This is a genomic window from Hyphomicrobium sp. 01T421 (assembly GCF_056398805.1).
On the sequence record NZ_JBFTQC010000001.1, the window covers coordinates 726,255 to 744,043 of the forward strand.

Here is a 17,789-nt window from a genome sequence, read left to right on the forward strand (position 1 = left end):
CTTCTGGATCTGCCCGATGAGCCGCGGCACCGCAACAATACCGCAAGTTTCGCCGTTTGAACTGAATATCGATGATGTGTGCATCAATACGATCCGCACGTTATCCATGGACGCCGTGCAAAAGGCGAACTCTGGTCATCCCGGCACGCCAATGGCGCTGGCGCCCCTCGTTTATACTCTGTGGCAGCGCTTTCTGCGCTTCGATCCCGATAATCCGCATTGGCCCAATCGCGACCGCTTTGTTTTATCGAACGGCCATGCCTCGATGCTCCTCTACTCAATTCTGCATCTTGCAGGAGTCAAGGAGCGGGACGCCAAAGGAGGTAGACCGAACGGCTTAGCTGTCACATTGGAAGATATCAAAGCGTTCCGCCAGCTCGACAGCAAATGCCCGGGACACCCGGAGTATGGCCGCACAACCGGCGTCGAAGCGACGACGGGACCGCTCGGCCAGGGCTGCGGCATGAGTGTGGGCATGGCTCTCGCCGGCAAATGGCTGGCAAAGAAGTTCAATAAGCCCGGCCTCACCTTATTCGACTACGATGTTTTCACCGTCTGCGGCGATGGCGATATGATGGAAGGCGTGGCAAGCGAAGCGGCCTCGCTCGCCGGTCATCTGATGCTCGGCAATCTCTGCTGGATCTATGACAACAATCGCGTGACCATCGAAGGCCACACGGATCTCGCTTTTAGTGAAAACGTCGGCGCCCGCTTTCTCAGCTATGGTTGGAACGTCGACCACGTAGGCGATGTCAACGATACCGAGAGACTTGCCGAGGCGCTGACGAAATTCCGAGATACGCCCGATGTTCCGTCGTTGATTATCGTCGACAGCCACATCGGCTACGGCGCTCCGCACAAGCACGACACCAGCGCGGCGCATGGCGAACCGCTGGGCGAGGAAGAAGTTCGTCTGGCAAAACGCAGCTACGGTTGGCCCGAGGATGCGACGTTCCTTGTCCCGGATGGCGTCACGAAACATTTCGAGACCGGTATCGGCGCACGTAACAAACAAGCTTGGCAAGCTTGGAACAAAATTCTCAAGGACTTCAAATCCAAGTATTCCGGACTCTCTGCGGAATTCGACCTGCTCGAATCCAGGGGGTTGCCGGAAGGATGGGATGCGGCTCTGCCGAGCTTTCCTGCGGACGCCAAAGGCATTGCGACGCGAGCCTCCGGAGGCAAGGCCCTCAACGCGATCGCCGCCCACGATCCGCTCTTTATCGGCGGCGCTGCCGACCTTGCTCCCTCGACGAAAACCAACATCGAGGGCGGTGGCGACGTCGAGGCAAACAACTACGGCGCGCGCAATTTGCATTTTGGTATTCGCGAACACGCAATGGGCGCCATCGTCAACGGGCTCGTGCTCAGCGGCGTGCGAGCATACGGGTCCACCTTTCTCAACTTTGCCGACTACATGAAAGCGTCCATTCGCTTGAGCGCGTTGATGGAAATTCCGGCGATATACGTCTTCACGCACGACTCGATCGGGCTCGGCGAAGATGGCCCGACGCATCAGCCAATCGAACAGCTGCTGGCTTTGCGAAGCATTCCGGGGCTCGTCACATTGCGACCCGCCGACGCGAACGAAACGGTTGAGGCCTGGCGCGTGACGATGCGGCTGAAGAAGCACCCCGCGTGCCTCGCTCTTAGCCGCCAACCTCTGCCGACCTTCGATCGCAAGAAGTATGCTCCCGCGACAGGCGTTGCCCGCGGCGCCTATGTGATGGCGGATGCCAAGCAGGGCACTCCCGCCGTGATCCTGATTGGCACCGGAAGCGAGGTATCGATCTGCGCGGAAGCGTTCGAAGAGCTAAAGCGGAAGGGCGTTGCCGCACGTCTCGTGAGCATGCCGTCTTGGGAGCTTTTCGAAGAACAGGACGCCGCGTATCGCGAGAGCGTCTTACCGCGAGACGTCAAGGCGCGCGTTTCCGTCGAAGCAGGCTCGGTGATCGGCTGGGACCGGTATGTAGGCGCTGATGGCTCGCGGATCGGAATGCGTACGTTCGGAGCGTCGGCGCCGATCAAAGATGTCATGCTAAAATTCGGCTTCGCCGCAGAAGCTGTTGTCGCCGCAGCCAAACATCAGATGGCCCTGATGGAAGGGAGCGCGAAGTGAACCGGCTGAAACAACTCGAAAGCTTCGGCCAGTCGATCTGGCTGGATGATTTGAAGCGCGACCTCATCACGAGCGGAAAACTTCGCTCGCTGATCGAACGCGACGGCTTGAAGGGCATCACATCGAATCCGTCGATTTTCGAGAAAGCCATCGCCGAGACTGAGGAATACGCCAGTGCGCTGAAGCAATTCCAGTCGCGCGGCGATCATCGCGTCATCGACATCTACGAGCATTTGGCGCTGGCCGATATTCGAGACGCGGCGGACATTTTACGCCCCGTCTACGATCGGACGGGCGGCCGAGACGGCTATATTAGCCTCGAATGCTCGCCCTATATCGCTAACGATACCGAGGCGACACTTGCCGAAGCGAAGAGGCTCTGGGCTGCGGTCGATCGCCCGAATCTGATGGTGAAGGTCCCTGGCACGCCGGCCGGAATCCCTGCGATACGCATTCTGGTTGGCGCTGGCCTCAATATCAATATCACGTTGCTTTTCTCGATCGCCGTCTACGAGGAGGTTGCGGAAGCATATATCGCGGGCCTCGAAAATTTTTCGAAGGCGGGCGGCGACGTCTCGCGCGTCGCAAGTGTTGCAAGCTTTTTCGTGAGCCGCATCGATGTCGCTGCGGACAAGAAATTGGACCCTCTCCCGGACAAAAAAACAGCGGACGCATTGCGCGGCAAAGTGGCGATCGCCAATGCGAAACTCGCATACGAACGATACAAGTCGATTTTCTCAAGCGAGCGTTGGCACCGGCTCGCAGGAGCCGGAGCCAAGACCCAGCGTTTGCTGTGGGCTTCGACGAGCACGAAAAATCCCGCCTACAAAGACACTGTTTACGTCGAGGCTTTGATCGGGCGCGATACGGTCGACACGATGCCGCCCGCGACGATGGATGCATTCCGCGATCATGGTGAGGCGAAGGCGGACGCCATCGAAGATTGTCTTGCCGACGCCCGTTCGGTTCTTGAGACGCTCGGCAAACAAGGGATTTCGCTCAAGGACATTACGGATCAGCTCGTTGTCGATGGAGTGCAGCAGTTTGCGGACGCCTTCGACAAGCTTTGCGGAGCCATCGCGCGAAGGCGCCTCGCTTTGATGGAAGGCGATCACATTAGCCAAAAAATCTCCGCTGGTTTCCCCGAGATGCAGGCAGCCATCGATCGTGAACGCGACGATTGGCGCAGGAAGGGGCTTGTAAGGTCTCTTTGGTCCGGCGATGCAGCGCTTTGGACCAACAAAGGCGAAGAAAAATGGGTGGGCTGGCTGCAGATCGTCGATCGCGAGCTTCGAGACGTCGGCGCACTGGAGGCCTTCGCAAACAACGTGAGACGAGAAGGCTTCGGTGATGCTGTTCTTCTAGGAATGGGCGGGTCCAGTCTCGGACCCGAGGTGATCGCCGAGACGTTCGGCCGCCAATCAGGATGGCCGCTTCTGCATGTCTTGGACAGCACGGATCCTGCTCAAATCCACACGATCGAAGAGTCGGTGCAGTTGGATAAGACGATCTTTATCGTTTCGTCGAAGTCGGGAAGCACGGTCGAGCCCAATATTCTCCTCGATTATTTCTTCGCGCGCGTCAGCGCAGCGGTCGGCAGAGATCGCGCCGGAGAGTATTTCGTCGCCGTGACGGATCCGGGCTCCTCGCTGGAGCAACGTGCGAAGCGATCGGGCTTCCGTCACATCTTTTATGGCTTGCCGGGCATCGGCGGCCGCTATTCGGTGCTATCGAATTTTGGGCTCGTTCCTGCCGCTCTCATGGGCGTAGATATCAAGCGCCTGCTTGAAACAGCATCGGTCATGGAGCGATCGTGCGGTCCTGATGTTCCGCCGTCAGAGAATCCCGGCGTCGAACTTGGCATTGCGCTCGGCGTTGCGGCCGCCTCATTCGGCTGCAACAAGGTGACGATCGTCGCATCGCCGAAGATCGATGATCTTGGTGCATGGCTCGAACAACTCCTCGCCGAAAGCACCGGCAAAAGCGGACGGGGACTTATCCCGCTCACGGACGAGCCGCTCGGCACGCCGGACAAGTACAGCGCCGATCGGTTTTTCGTCTACGTCGAACTTGAGGGAATGGCCGATACGCATCAGCGCGAAGCGATATCGGCGTTGGAAAAGGCCGGTCATCCAGTTGCACGGATCAGGGTCAAAGACATCTGGCATCTCGGCCAGGAATTCTTCCGCTGGGAGATTGCGACCGCGGTTGCTGGCGCGGTTATCGGTATCAATCCGTTCGATCAACCGGACGTCGAGGCGAGCAAGGTCAAGACGGCGGCGTTGACTAGCGCGTACGAAAAAACGCGAGAGCTTCCGGCCGAGCATCCTCTCTTTCGCGAGAACGGAATTGCCGTCTATGTTGATCCACATAACGCGTCGGCACTCGGTCGCCACAATACCCTTCAAGGCATTTTAAAGAGCTATTTCGATCGCGTCGAGCCGAACGATTATGTTGCGCTCCTCGCCTATATCGAGCGCAACAAAGCCCACACGAAAGCTATGAGTGCGATGCGCGAAAGCATTCGCGACAAAACGCATGCTGCGACCTGTCTTGGCTTTGGCCCGCGCTTTCAGCATTCGACAGGCCAAGCCTACAAGGGTGGACCGAATACCGGCGTCTTCATGCAAATTACGACCGATGACCCCGAAGATATCGAGATACCGGGTCACCGTTTGAGTTTCGGCGTCGTCAAAGCCGCGCAGGCGCAGGGCGATCTCGATGTTCTCGTCGAACGTGGCCGGCGTGCCTTGCGAATTCATCTGAAAGATGTCGATGCCGGTCTGGCCGAGTTGGAGCGAGCCGTCGCCGAAGCGCTCGCCTGAACCGGGCGAGACAAATGGAGTTTGTGGTCATGGAGATCGGCGTTATTGGCCTCGGCCGCATGGGCGGCAATATCGCACGCCGGCTGATGAAGGCCGGCCATCGCTGCATCGTATTCGATGTCGACTCCAAAGCGCGAGACACGCTCGCACATGAGGGCGCCAAGGATGTAGCATCGCTGGAGGGCGTCGCCGCAGCGTTAACCGGCAAGCCGCGCGCTGTCTGGATCATGTTGCCGGCCGGGCCGATCACGGAAGAGACAGTCGAGCATTTCTCGCGGATTCTCGTGTCCGGCGACATCATCATCGATGGCGGCAATTCATTTTATAAGGACGACATCAGGCGCGCGAAGCGATTGGCCGAGCGCGGCATCCATTATGTGGACTGCGGGACTTCCGGCGGCGTCTGGGGTTTGGATCGTGGTTATTGCCTGATGATCGGAGGCCCGAAGGAAGCTGTCGAGCACCTCGATCCAATTTTTACGGCGCTCGCTCCTGGATTGGGCAGCATCACGAAAACCCCTGGCCGCGCCAAATACGATCAACGCGCCGAGCGCGGCTACATCCACGCTGGGCCCGCGGGCGCCGGACATTTCGTCAAGATGATCCACAACGGCATCGAATACGGGCTGATGCAGGCCTACGCCGAAGGTTTCGATATCCTGCGGAGCAAGGACTCGGCCGAGCTGCCCGAAGAGGAACGGTTCACGCTCAACATTCCGGATATCGCGGAAGTTTGGCGTCGCGGCAGCGTCATATCCTCCTGGCTTTTGGACCTCGGCGCAGCGGCCTTGGCGAAGGATCCGCAACTCAAAAGCTTTTCCGGATTCGTCCAGGATTCCGGCGAAGGCCGCTGGACCATCGAGGCGGCAATCGAACAGTCAGTGCCGGCCGAAGTCCTTTCGAGCGCGCTCTACACGCGTTTCCGGTCGCGGCAGGAGCACACCTTCGCCGAGAAAATGCTGTCGGCCATGCGTCTCGGATTTGGCGGACACATCGAAGGCGGCGAGCTTGAAGCTCATGCACCAGAAGGTCAGTCAACGGCACAAAACGCGGCAGAGTAGAAAATGACACTCGACACGCTCATCCGGCCTTCTCAAACATCCGCTCTCATCAAGTGCCCGCCGTATCGCAAGCCGAAACCGGCTGATCCGTGCGCGATGGTGATTTTCGGCGCCTCGGGTGATCTGACGAAGCGGTTGATCGTCCCCGCGCTGTATAATTTAGCTCGGACCGGATTGCTCCCGGCGCAATTCGCCTTGATAGGCGTGGCGCGAAAGGAAATTACCGCCGAAAGCTGGCGCAACGAACTCTACGACATGCTGAAGCATTTTGTGGGGGATCCGGCCGGGGAGTTCGAAATCGATCGTGTCGATGAGGCGGCATGGAAGCGCCTCTCAGGGTCCATCTCATATTTGCAGGGTGATTTGAACGATCCGGAGATGTACGCCGGCCTTCGTCGCGAACTTGATAAGGTCGAAAAAACTCACCACACACACGGGAATGCGATCTTTTACCTCGCGGTGGCGGACCAACTATTCGGTCCGACGGTGGGTCAACTCGGCAAGTCGGGACTCGCGGAGCAGTCCGAGGATCGTGACGGCAAACGAAGCCGTTGGCGCCGGGTCGTTATCGAAAAGCCCTTCGGCCATAGCCTCGACTCGGCGCGGGAGCTCAACACGCGCATCCGCAGAACTTTGCAGGAGGACCAGATCTACCGGATCGATCACTTCCTCGGAAAAGATACCGTCCAGAGCATTATGGCCTTCCGCTTCGGCAATGGGATCTTCGAGCCGATCTGGAACCGTGACCGCATCGATCACGTGCAGATCACGGCGGCCGAGACGTTGGGCGTGGAACAACGCGGTGCCTTTTATGAAGCGACTGGCGCCCTTCGCGATATGATTCCGAACCACGCATTCTCGCTTCTGTCGATGGTGGCCATGGAGCCGCCGGTCGGCTTCGACGCGGCCGCCATTCGCAATATGAAGGCTGACGTTCTTGCCGCCATCCCCGCGATCGATCCCAAATGTCCAGTGCGCGGTCAATACACAGCCGGCAAAGTGCTCGACAAGTCGGTCAACGGGTATCGGCAGGAACCGAACGTTGCGCCGCAGTCGAATGTCGAAACATACGCCGCATTGAAGGTCGAAATCGACAATTGGCGGTGGGCTGGCGTTCCCTTCTTCATTCGCACGGGAAAGCATCTGGTTGCGCGCATGACGGAGATCGCCATTTGCTTCAAGCCGGCGCCTTATACGGCTTTTCAGAATACGCCTGTCGATGCACTGCGCCCCAATTGGTTGGTGTTGAGCATCGCGCCGGAGGAAAGCATTTCTCTGCAATTCGAAGTCAAGCGTCGCGGGCCTGTCGTCGATCTCGCAGCGGTCAAGATGGATTTCTGCTACAACGATTGGTTTTCCAAGGAGCCGAATGTCGGCTACGAGACGCTGCTCTATGACGTGATGATCGGCGATCAAACGCTCTTCATGCGCGCAGACATGATCGAGGATAGCTGGCGCATCGTGCAACCAGTGCTCGACGAGTGGAGCAAGAAACAAGCGGATATTCCCTCGTATCCATCAGGCAGCAATGGCCCCGTTGCTGCCGACGAGTTGTTGGCACGCGATGGCAACCGCGCCTGGCGTCCGATCGATCAACCAGCGAAATGCAAGACATGAGCGGGAACCGCGCCATACGTCTGCTGCTTGCCGATGTCGACGGCACTCTTGTGACAACCGAGAAGGTTCTGACGGAGGCGGCCAAGCGTGCCGTTCGCGATCTCGCTGATGCGGGCATCACCTTCGCAATAACGAGTGGCCGTCCGCCCCGCGGAATGGCCATGCTCGTCGCGCCTCTCGCGCTTCGCACACCAATAGCTGCATTCAACGGCGGCATATTCGTGAAGCCGGATCTCTCGGTGATCGAAGCCCATCTCCTCCCGCCCAAAGTGGCCGCGCATACGCTTCAATTTCTCGTTGATCGCGGAACGGACGTCTGGGTTTACACCGAGGACGAATGGCTGATCCGGGACCTCCGCGCTCCGCACGTCGAACGTGAGACGAACACCGTGAAATTCGGGCCGAAAGTCGTCAGCTCTTTTACTGCCGATCATCTTTCGCACGCCGCAAAAATAGTCGGTGTGTCCGACAATCCGAAGCTCATCACGGACAGCGAACGCGCTCTGGCAAAAGATTTGGGACGAGACGCGAGCGTTGCGCATTCTCAACCCTATTATCTCGACATCACGCCTTCTGAAGCCAACAAGGGCAGCGTAGTCAAAACGTTATCGAGGCTTCTCGGAATTCCGGCGGCAGAGATCGCAACGATTGGCGACATGCCGAACGACATCCCGATGTTCAACGAAAGCGGCTATTCGATCGCGATGGGCCAGGCGAGCGACGACGTGAAGGGCAAGGCGGATGCCGTCACCGACAGCAACGAAAACGACGGGTTCGCTAAAGCTGTAAGTCGATATGTCTTGGCTCAAACAGGCGTTCAATGATCGGCTTCGCGGCCAAGAGACATGGCGAGTATCCGGTGTTTCGTTGCTCAACAGGACTGCAGGTTCGTGGCAGAGCTTCCGAAGATAAAATATGAGACCGTCGCGGATGTCGGCGCGCTATCGAAGCATGTTGCCGACTGGCTTCTCGATATAGCCTCCGGAACTTCGGGCACGGTTGGCATCTGTTTGTCCGGTGGGTCTACGCCGCGAAAGCTCTATGAGCGCCTCGCCGAAGCGCCCTACCGCGATCGCTTTCCATGGTCACGAACGCACTTCTTCTGGGGCGATGAGCGTTTCGTGCCTCACGGCGATCCGCTCAGCAACTATCGCATGGCGAATAACGCCTTGCTCTCGCTGGTGCCGATCCCGGCGGCCAACATTCATCCAATCCCGACGGAAGGTCTCACTCCGGAAGAAGCTGCACGGCGATACGAGCAGGAGCTGAAGTCATTCTATGAAGCGACCCGTGGCGAGACGATGCGACGGTTGTTTGATGTAACGCTCCTCGGTCTGGGCGAGGACGGGCACCTAGCGTCGCTCTTTCCCGGAACAGATGCACTACAGGAAAGGGAGCGATGGGTCGTCGCTGTCACGGGCGTCAAGCCGGAAGCTCGCATCACGCTGACCTATCCTGCGCTCGAGAACAGCGCAAACAGCGCGTTCCTCGTCGCGGGTGACCAAAAAAGTAAGATGCTGGGCCGGTTTCGCCGCCACGATGAAACGCTACCCGCAGTGCATTTCAAGCCTCTCGGAGAACTGCGGGTCGTTGCCGACGAGAGGGCCGCCGGAGCACGCGATCTGCATGAACGCACCCAAAATTGATCGGAGCCGCGCCGAGGCGAGCGGTCCCCTCACGCTTGCAATCGATATCGGGGGAACCGGACTCAAGGCATCGGTTCTGGACGGCGCCGGTCGAATGATCGCGCCCAGAGTTCGGGTTGACACGCCTCACCCGTGTCAACCCGAATCTCTTTTGGCGGCGCTCGAGAGACTGGTCGCACCGCTGCCGACCAGCGACAGGATTTCCGCAGGCTTTCCAGGGGTCGTTCGCGACGGTCACATTCTGACGGCGCCGCATTTCGACGGACCGGGCTGGTCAAATTACGCTCTTGCGCAAGCGCTGTCGGAGCGGTTCGGCAAGCCAGCAAGGGTTCTCAACGATGCCGAAGTCCAGGGACTTGGCATCGTCACCGGAAAGGGTTTGGAAGTCGTGCTGACGTTGGGGACCGGCATTGGAAGTGCAATATTTTCCAAGGGACGGCTCACGCCACATCTCGAACTTGCTCACCACCCGATACACAAGGATGAAACGTACAACGAATATGCCGGTGAGGCGGCCCGGAAAGCTCACGGCCGCGAGAAATGGAATAGCCACGTTCGCCATATGGTAGATGTCGTCTCTTCACTCATTCACTTCGACGTTCTGTATCTCGGTGGCGGAAACTCGGTTCACGTGGAAGCCCGCGATTTGCCTCCGAACGTTCACATCGCTTCGAACGATGCCGGCATCACCGGCGGGGTGCGGCTTTGGCAGGAGCCCGTCTGGGATTCGGCTTCTCAACAAAAGTGATGCGGGTTTGCCCTCTATCGCACCATCGATTTACAGCTCCGGCTCGGACCGCGCAGCGGCGCCGCCGGAACGATCGTAGCCCGGATAGGCAGAAACGCGGAACGCGCCTCGAAGAAATGGCGGGGGACCGTCGGCGACAAGAACCGACGCCCCCTGACCCGACGCCGCCTGTATTCGAGATGCGGGTTTGGCGAATACTATCGCGATACGCGGTTGTGCCCATTTTCCAGACGGAATTAAATTAATAAATTGAAGGCAAATACACCCTACCGCGATCCGTAATTTCGCGCAAAATCATATAATGCAATAAAGGGCGATTGGGTGATTGCATCGACATGCAGTTGCCGCTCCGAAGCCTTTTTGGTCAATTACGGCGCACGACCATGGAAGTTTCCAAGCTGCCAACCCAGTCGAACTCCGCCTCCGGTGACGACAGGTCAATTTTTTACCCTCGGCTAAGACAGAGCACAGGATGTGATCGTCAGCGCCGGCTATCGAGTGAAATAGCGTTTCCGGCAATATTTGCAAAAGGTGCAGCCAATGCCGACGCCGCTTGCAACTGAAATGCTCCACTATACGGAGCAAGTCGATGTCCTTCCGGACCCGGCGGCGGTTTTGAATTCGCTCGATGACATTACTTGGCCCCACGCACACATGCATGTCCTTGGCGGCTGTTTGTTGCCGCTCAAGTTCGGAACGACTGAATCCTTCTGCGTCGGAAAGACCGTATTCATTCACAAAAGCGTGCCGAAGGAATGGTGGGAGGAGCGCGTAGAGCTATCAAAGCGGTCGCCGGCGCCCGGCGATATCGCAGCGCGACTCGCGATGGCTCCCTTTACTTTTTCAGATCTGATGAAATCGCTCGAACCCATCGGTATCGACCGTTGGGCCATGGAGTTGAATTTGAAATATGGTATCCGAGACAGCCTTGGATGCCCGATCGGAGGGCGTTGGATTTTCGCTTTTTGGTCTCCAAAAGTAACGCACCTTCAGGCATCTGAAAAATCGCTTTTGTATCTGGGCGCGGCATTCGCAACGAAGCGTTTGCAGCAACTCGCGCCGCCATTTGCCGCGCGTCTTGGGAACGGGGCATTCCTCACCCCGCGTGAGCTGGCCGTCCTGCGCGCATTATCGCTCGGCAGGCGTGCGGCAGATATCGGAAGAGATTTGGAACTTGGTGAGGAAACCGTGCGCAGCCATATCAAGAAGGCTCAGACGAAATTAGGCGTCCGGACCCCGATCCATGCTGTGGCTCAGGCAGTTCGCCTACGGCTTATTCCCTGACGCTTGTAGTAACGCCGTTTCGAAGCCGATCCCTTACAGCTCGTTGCGAGCCCGAAGAGTAAGTTCGTAGCGATATTTTCCGGGGCCTGCTGATTCTCTGAAAACGTAGCGAGCCTTAACAAGTTCTTCAAATAAATGGGCATCAACGTCTTTCGACACCGAAAGCACACCGCCCTGCCAACGCATCTCGTATAGGAGCGCTCGATGGTAAACGCTCAGGTCAGTTATCATTCGGTGCTGCTCACCTGCATCGGAAATGGACCATTTGAAGAGCCGAGAGGGACAATGGGAGAAAATCTCCTTTCCGTACCTCTCGGCCTTTGAGCCCGCATAGCGTTCCCCACCCCCGTGATCGGGCTCACCCGCATTGCTTGTCTCCGATGCCGCGTCGACCGACCATCCCCAGTTTTGGGGAGATCTGGATAATGGTTGCGCCGTCCTCGCACCCGGTTAGGGATAAATCTCGGTGGAATTCGCGCGAGGGTGGTGCGCAATCTTCCTCCTTCTGCGCATTTCGCTGCCGTCTATGCGAAGAGAATGGGCCGTGCCCGCGCAGGTCTGACTACAGGCTCGGAGGACGGCCAACGGGACTGGAAGGCATCTTGATCGACGTACGATTGAGCCTAATAAACCTCAGGCAATTAACGCGTGGTCGGCCGTAACCGCTTCTCCATTCCACGCTTTGGCTGATGTCCAAGCCGCATGAGGCGCCGACCAAAAATTAGACTTCGCTTCTAATCCAAGCGGCAACAGCACCGTCGAGCAAAGATACAGGCTGCCGGTGGATATGTAGGATTCTGCCAGTCCTGGCTGATGGCCGGCGAGCCCAATACGTAGCCATCCTTTATCATCAAAAGTGGATCTGTTGCCGATAGTGCGCTTGATCACCGCCGTAAGCGCAGACCGCACTTGGGCTGGTGTGACACCCTCAGGCAAATTACGGCGCAGGGACAGATCACTAACAAGATGAAACGCGCCAAATCTGTATGTGATTGACCTTCCGATCACAGGAAAGGTTCCTTCAGGACAAATCATTCTTTCCAAAATAGCTGCGTATCTCAGCGCCCTTGTGTTGATCCTTCGCTTCCAGTCTTCGAGTTTGGGCCAATTGCCCGGCAAATGGTCGACGATGGCCAGCAGAAATGGATGGATCACATAACTATTATAGTAATCGCAGTGGTACTTTTCGCCATCGCAATACGTTCCGTCACCAGCGTACCATTGCTCATGCTGTTGCAGAGCGTAATCGATACGCATCTTATCCCAATTTACATCCATGAAACGCAGCGCGCTTTCGATCAGCGCCGAAAACAGAAGCCAATTGTTGAAGTACGGAGGAATATCTCTTGTGCGGATCAGAGCTTCGACAAGTCTCGACCGCGTTTCCCCGTCGAGATTGCGCCACAAGCAGTTCGGGGCCCTTAAAATCCCAAGTGCGAGGAACGCCGCATCGACCAAGGACTGTCGAGTTTCGCCAATGCGGAGATAACCGGGAGAACTCGGGTCGACGGCAAGCCGGAGACCTTCTTGGGCGAACGCCCGAAACTCGGACTGCAATCGTGCTTCACTTGGATCTACCCCATCCAATTCCAACCAAGGCGCGATGCCACAGACTAGGCGCGCGAAGCCCTCGAGATATGTGGTCTCCAACTGAGCGACCGATAGCGTCGGTCCGCCTTCGCGTGGCATCCGTGATATCAGGGCTCCTTGGCTTGCCGCTTCCAAAACGGGTCGCGCAAGCTTTTCAAGCAGCGATACCCAGAATACGCGGTCTGATTCCTGATGAGGCATGGTCATTTCACGTGATAGCCGTAGAGCGGAGAACGATGGGTTGGGGGTCTCAACGAAGACTCATCCGAGACGAAAGGTAGGATGACGATATGCATTTGTCATTTGCCAGGCCCGCGTTCATCCACGGAATTGGCCCAACGTTGTCGGCCGCATGAACTGGCAGAGCGACCAATCACTCGAAGCAGTGCGAGAACTCTTCGATGATCTCGCTCACCGCATGTGTATCGATCACGTCTGGTCTTCGAAATACGGCCAACGTATCGACCCTTTCCACCTCAACTAGGTACGGAAGCACGATGTGGTAGCGTTCTCTGTTCCAGAAGTCGTGAACCAGGATGCGGGTGCCCGACTTCGCCTTGGAAATTGCCGTCAGAATGCACGCAACACGAAATCTCCCGTCCACGAAGACAAGGTCGGTATCAGACGATTGCGCATCCCAGGGGCATGCTGCATAGGTCGGCCAATTATCGCGTCGGCTTTCATCAATCGGAAATCCCCAGCGTCTGGTGGGACCGATGTCCACGTGCATGAGACGGAGCCGGCCTTCAGCTTCCGCAGCGGCGATCTCCGGCATCTCGCGCATCTTGGCAAGCCATTCCCAGTCAGATTCTACGGATGAGACGTTCGCTGAAGTCTGAGTGACGGCAAGAAAGGTGCTGCCCCCCGAGCCATACTCGATGATATTTCTTGCGCCAAGAAAATGCCTGGAGAGAACGGCGGCCTCGGCATCAGTCATAAATGGATACATTTATCTGCCGTCGATGTGTGCTGAGCGCTGTCGCCAAAGCTTGCCGGCGAGTGCTCGGATGAATAAGTATTTGCTCGCGACAAGCAACTGCCTTTGCACCTCTCGATCCTTACGGATTTGTAGAGCTTCGCGGAGAGTACGCCGCGCCTGCTTGAATTCCCCCAATTTGATGTGCCGTCGCGCGACCGCGCACAGTTGCTCGAATCGCAATTTGTCATCCGGCGGGATGTTTTTACTTGGGACAACCATCCTGACCGATTTAAACGCATCAAGAAGGGTCTGAGCCAAGACGTCGTGGTCGTGGATTCTCGTGCCTCCATTCGCATCAATGGTGCGAATAATGAACTTGAGCAATTCGCTCTTCTCGGGAGCTGTCGCCTCGCGGAGATCGACCAGAATATCTATCAAGCGATGATCCGCAGTGGCGAGTCCGCCAAGGATACGGTCAAACTCTTGATAGATTAGCTCTTTGCGAACGGTCTTCTGAACCGGATTGTGGTTCCGTGTGATCTGCCCGGAATGCTGCCTATAATATGTGACCGGGCGCTGTATGAGCAAACCCCGACGGCCTCCGACCGCAAGGCTTCTGCGGAACCAATCGCAGTCGATGCCCCCGCTCAAGCATTCGTCAAAGGTAAGATCGAAACGAGATCTTCTGAACGCAAATGCCGGGAAGGGGGCCGGCATACCGAAGAGCGCTTCAATACCAACCTCGGCGTTCAGGGGTGCACTCTTTCGCGGAGCGCGGAACAGATCCTTCTCGTTAAAAAGCAGAAACGACAAATAGTCTAAATCCGGCGCATTTTCGAACGCGCGAATGGTACTCGGTATGCGATCGCGCGTGCTGATATCATCGACGTCTGCGATCAAACAGATATCATTATTTGCGCAGGAAAGAGCGGTATTCAATGCCGCCCCGCGCCCTCGCCGCGGATTACTGATCGCTATGAACCTGCGATCGCCGTCCCATAACTGTTTGATGGCATCAAAACTGCCATCATCCGAGTTGTCGTCGACGTAAACGAGTTCTGCGTTTTGAGGGAGCACCCGCTTCCACGACCACGTGTAGTCGTCCAAAAACAGCGATGCATTCCGCGCCGTCGTCAAAACCGATATTGGCGCATCGGGGACTGACTTCTCTCCGGGAAGAACGCTCGTCCGAGCCAAATACAAATCTGTTGGATGGTTTCGGTATGCATCGAATTTGCCGACAATCCCGAACGTCTCGGGTGACTTGAAGTCGACGTAATCCTTGTTGATGGAATAGCGTTTTTCTTTGTCCGCGGCTTTCTCGCCAACAGACGGGTTGTGCCGGAGTATCGCCTTCGGCTCATAAATAAAGCCGAGTGGACCATAGAAGGGAAACATTCGTGCACAAAGCTCGAGCCCTTCATGCCCGAACAAAGCGACATCGAATCCATCAAATCTCAGGAAGTCTTCGCGGCTCCAAGCGGAGACGCCTTCACACGATGTAAGCGCAGGTATTCGAAGGCTTCCCAGATCATAATGTCCAGGCGCCTTCATCCCACTTGATTTGGGAATAACACGGCCCCGAACAGCAACGGCTCCTGTTTCCTCTAGCGACTGAATGAGAGACCCAATACACCCGATACACACGCTCCCATCATCGTCGATGAAGACGACGTAGCGACCGGAACACACTTTCGCACCAAGGTTACGCCCGCCCGACGCGCCCAGTAGCAACGGCGCGCGAACAAAGGTGAAATCTGGAAATATCTTTTCCGCTACGGAAAAAAGCTTCTGATTGCCGTTATCGACAATCACAACTTCGCGGGGTGCCGAATGACTCGAATCCGCTGCGACCGATTCGAGCATCTCAACAACATCAGGGGAGTGCGCGTGGCTGACGAGTACAATCGAATAAAGCGGCGTCGACGGTGGATCGCCGATCTTTTGCACTTCCGCGAGTTCGGCAACTGAATCGTTGAACCCTGCGAGAAGACCTTGAATGTTCTTGAATTTTCTTTGTCGTAATAATTTCCCAGCTAACTCGTATGCCTTTTCGACTTCGATGCGCGGATCCGCGGACTGATCATTTGTCCCTGTCATCCGAGACCTCTAGCGAAACCACGACAAGCTATATCTTTTAGCTTAGGCCAAACGGCAGGAATAGGCTCAGACCGCCACTATCCTCGGGTGAAGATGCAGTCGTCCCCAGCGATGAAATCCTTCTTGGTTCACTCCGCAAATATGGGCAAATGCTCTGGAGGTGCACAAGCGAACTGGTCAGCGTGCGGAGCACGCCGATCCAATCGTCGGTGGCGAAGGCCTTCAACGAATTCGATGAGGATTGCCGCATGAAGGCGTCGTCTCACGACGATCGCGTGTGGACGTAATGGAGGAGCTGGTGAAGTTCACGCTGCTCCCCCGTGACCGCGCGGCGTATCCAGTGGATCGCTATAGCGCTGACGCTTAATCAGCGGGTCCGCGGTTCGAGCCCGTGATCACCCACCAACCATAGGAAAACTCCCAGACTGCCGCGCATAGGCTTGGCGACCCGTTTTCTCTCGCCGATCATGGCTTCGGTGCGATCGTAGGCTGAACGATGGTAGGCGGCGCCTTTCGGCGGCCCGCACTATGCAATCGCAAAGTCGGATTCCGATCGATCTTCAATTCGATCGCGAATCTTATCGAATGTCGTGCGGGTATCGAACCAAGGTGAAATTGCACTTCTCAGCCGCGAATTTAATTCGAAGCGACGGCCTCCAGTCCAGATTGGTGCGAATGGCGTCATCGATTCTGCAAACCGAGACTCGACTGGCGCGCCATTCGCCCAAATTACATGATGATCTTCCAACTCGATGTGGAAATACGTGATCAAGTCGCGGTCATAATCCGAGCACCGCACGATCGACCTGCCATTGACCAAATTGCGGGCCGGTATAAGAGCGCCATCGACGTAGAGAGCGTGATTGGGCGAGAGGTAGAGATCTCTCCGAGGGATATTCGGACCAAGCGCACCCTGACACACCTTGATCGGAGCAACGTCGTCACTCCATTTCTCGTCGCCACGACGTTCAGCCGTCCAACTTCGAATTTTCTTAATTCCTCGGGTGCCGCCTGAAATCGTCGGGAGGGTATCTCCCGGTCGAAGGTCCTCCACCGTTTTCTCGGCGTTTGCCGTGAGGATCTTGGTGCCCGTTAGAAAGCAAGCCAACCGGCCGCCACCGCCCCCACCGCCGCCCCAGCCCGAGCCACCGGAACTAGGGCCGTCACCTCCAAAACCAAAGTCCCAGGCACCGCCGCCGCCAGAATTCCCGCCACCAGCGTTGGCGCCGCCGCCGCCGGAATTGCCACCGCCACCGGCGTTGGCGCTGCCGCCGCCGGAATTGCCACCGCCACCGGCGTTGGCGCTGCCGCCGCCGGAATGGCCACCGCCACCAGCGTTGGCACCGCCACCACCGGACTTCCCTCCGCCTGCCTTGGCGCTGCCGCCGCCGGAATTGCCGCCGCCACCGGCGTTGGCACTGGCGCCGCCGGAATTGCCGCCGCCACCACCGCCACCACCGCCGCCACCGCCGGAGCTCCCGCCGCCAGAGTTGCCACTACCGCCGCCGGAATTACTGCCGCCACCACCACCGCCGCCTTGGCAGACATGATGGGAAGAATCCGAATTGCCGCCCAAATTGCCGCCGCTTTCGCTACGGGTGTCGCAAAATCGATCATTCTTGCTTGCGCTATTCCCAGGGCCGTCGGCTGCACTGGCCAATCCGGCGAAAGCGCTTTTCGCTGTGATAGTCGATGCGAGAGCCGTAGAGCCAACTATACCCGCAATTGCAATGACATTGCGCCGTGTTCTTCCAGGGCTGACCTTCGTCACATCGCCTGACTGGGCCATTTGCGTTTTAATATGGGACATTTTTCATTACTCACGACAACTTGGGTGCCCACCTTGCAAGATGGGTGACAACGGAGGGCACAACGCAATT

General features: G+C 57.3%; 12 protein-coding genes and 1 pseudogene. 9 read left to right on the forward strand and 4 right to left on the reverse strand.

The annotated features are described in order from the left end of the window. Positions 1-16 precede the first annotated feature (16 nt). From tkt to AC1DK3_RS03400, 8 genes are all read left to right on the forward strand, one after another. Positions 17-2,119, forward strand: coding sequence for a transketolase (gene tkt / locus AC1DK3_RS03365; protein WP_477190876.1), 2,103 nt, complete (start codon positions 17-19; stop codon positions 2,117-2,119). Further along, on the forward strand, positions 2,116-4,944 hold the full coding sequence (locus AC1DK3_RS03370; RefSeq protein WP_477190877.1) for a bifunctional transaldolase/phosoglucose isomerase: 2,829 nt from the start codon (positions 2,116-2,118) through the stop codon (positions 4,942-4,944). The genes tkt and AC1DK3_RS03370 overlap by 4 nt, the downstream gene beginning before the upstream one ends. 29 nt (positions 4,945-4,973) lie before the next feature. Further along, on the forward strand, positions 4,974-6,005 hold the full coding sequence (gene gnd / locus AC1DK3_RS03375) for a phosphogluconate dehydrogenase (NAD(+)-dependent, decarboxylating) (RefSeq protein ID WP_477192858.1): 1,032 nt from the start codon (positions 4,974-4,976) through the stop codon (positions 6,003-6,005). A gap of 96 nt (positions 6,006-6,101) precedes the next feature. Continuing rightward, positions 6,102-7,622 (forward strand): glucose-6-phosphate dehydrogenase, encoded by a 1,521-nt coding sequence (zwf, locus tag AC1DK3_RS03380; RefSeq protein WP_477192859.1) that lies wholly within the window; start codon positions 6,102-6,104, stop codon positions 7,620-7,622. After that, complete coding sequence (locus AC1DK3_RS03385) at positions 7,619-8,446, forward strand: Cof-type HAD-IIB family hydrolase (protein WP_477190878.1); 828 nt, start codon at positions 7,619-7,621, stop codon at positions 8,444-8,446. Before zwf ends, AC1DK3_RS03385 begins: the two co-directional genes overlap by 4 nt. Before the next feature lie 66 nt (positions 8,447-8,512). Beyond that, the gene (pgl, locus tag AC1DK3_RS03390) at positions 8,513-9,268 is read left to right on the forward strand and encodes a 6-phosphogluconolactonase (protein ID WP_477190879.1); all 756 of its coding nucleotides are present in this window, start codon (positions 8,513-8,515) and stop codon (positions 9,266-9,268) included. Beyond that, on the forward strand, positions 9,249-10,016 hold the full coding sequence (locus AC1DK3_RS03395) for an ROK family protein (protein WP_477190880.1): 768 nt from the start codon (positions 9,249-9,251) through the stop codon (positions 10,014-10,016). Before pgl ends, AC1DK3_RS03395 begins: the two co-directional genes overlap by 20 nt. 825 nt (positions 10,017-10,841) lie before the next feature. Further along, complete coding sequence (locus tag AC1DK3_RS03400) at positions 10,842-11,300, forward strand: response regulator transcription factor (RefSeq protein ID WP_477190881.1); 459 nt, start codon at positions 10,842-10,844, stop codon at positions 11,298-11,300. A gap of 633 nt (positions 11,301-11,933) precedes the next feature. On the opposite strand, the gene AC1DK3_RS03405 is transcribed toward AC1DK3_RS03400, so the two are convergent. The 3 genes from AC1DK3_RS03405 to AC1DK3_RS03415 form a co-directional block, all read right to left on the reverse strand. Further along, positions 11,934-13,097, reverse strand: coding sequence for a DUF2264 domain-containing protein (locus tag AC1DK3_RS03405; protein ID WP_477190882.1), 1,164 nt, complete (start codon positions 13,095-13,097; stop codon positions 11,934-11,936). A gap of 166 nt (positions 13,098-13,263) precedes the next feature. Next, the gene (locus tag AC1DK3_RS03410; protein WP_477190883.1) at positions 13,264-13,839 is read right to left on the reverse strand and encodes a hypothetical protein; all 576 of its coding nucleotides are present in this window, start codon (positions 13,837-13,839) and stop codon (positions 13,264-13,266) included. Then, the gene (locus AC1DK3_RS03415) at positions 13,840-15,909 is read right to left on the reverse strand and encodes a glycosyltransferase (RefSeq protein WP_477190884.1); all 2,070 of its coding nucleotides are present in this window, start codon (positions 15,907-15,909) and stop codon (positions 13,840-13,842) included. A 194-nt stretch (positions 15,910-16,103) separates the two neighbouring features. Here AC1DK3_RS03415 and AC1DK3_RS03420 point away from each other — a divergent pair. Beyond that, positions 16,104-16,276, forward strand: a pseudogene (locus AC1DK3_RS03420) (arsenical resistance protein ArsH); the annotation flags it as partial. A 159-nt stretch (positions 16,277-16,435) separates the two neighbouring features. On the opposite strand, the gene AC1DK3_RS03425 reads toward AC1DK3_RS03420, so the two are convergent. Then, entirely contained in the window at positions 16,436-17,719 is a 1,284-nt protein-coding gene (locus tag AC1DK3_RS03425) for a Hint domain-containing protein (RefSeq protein ID WP_477190885.1), read from the reverse strand. Positions 17,720-17,789: the final 70 nt, after the last annotated feature.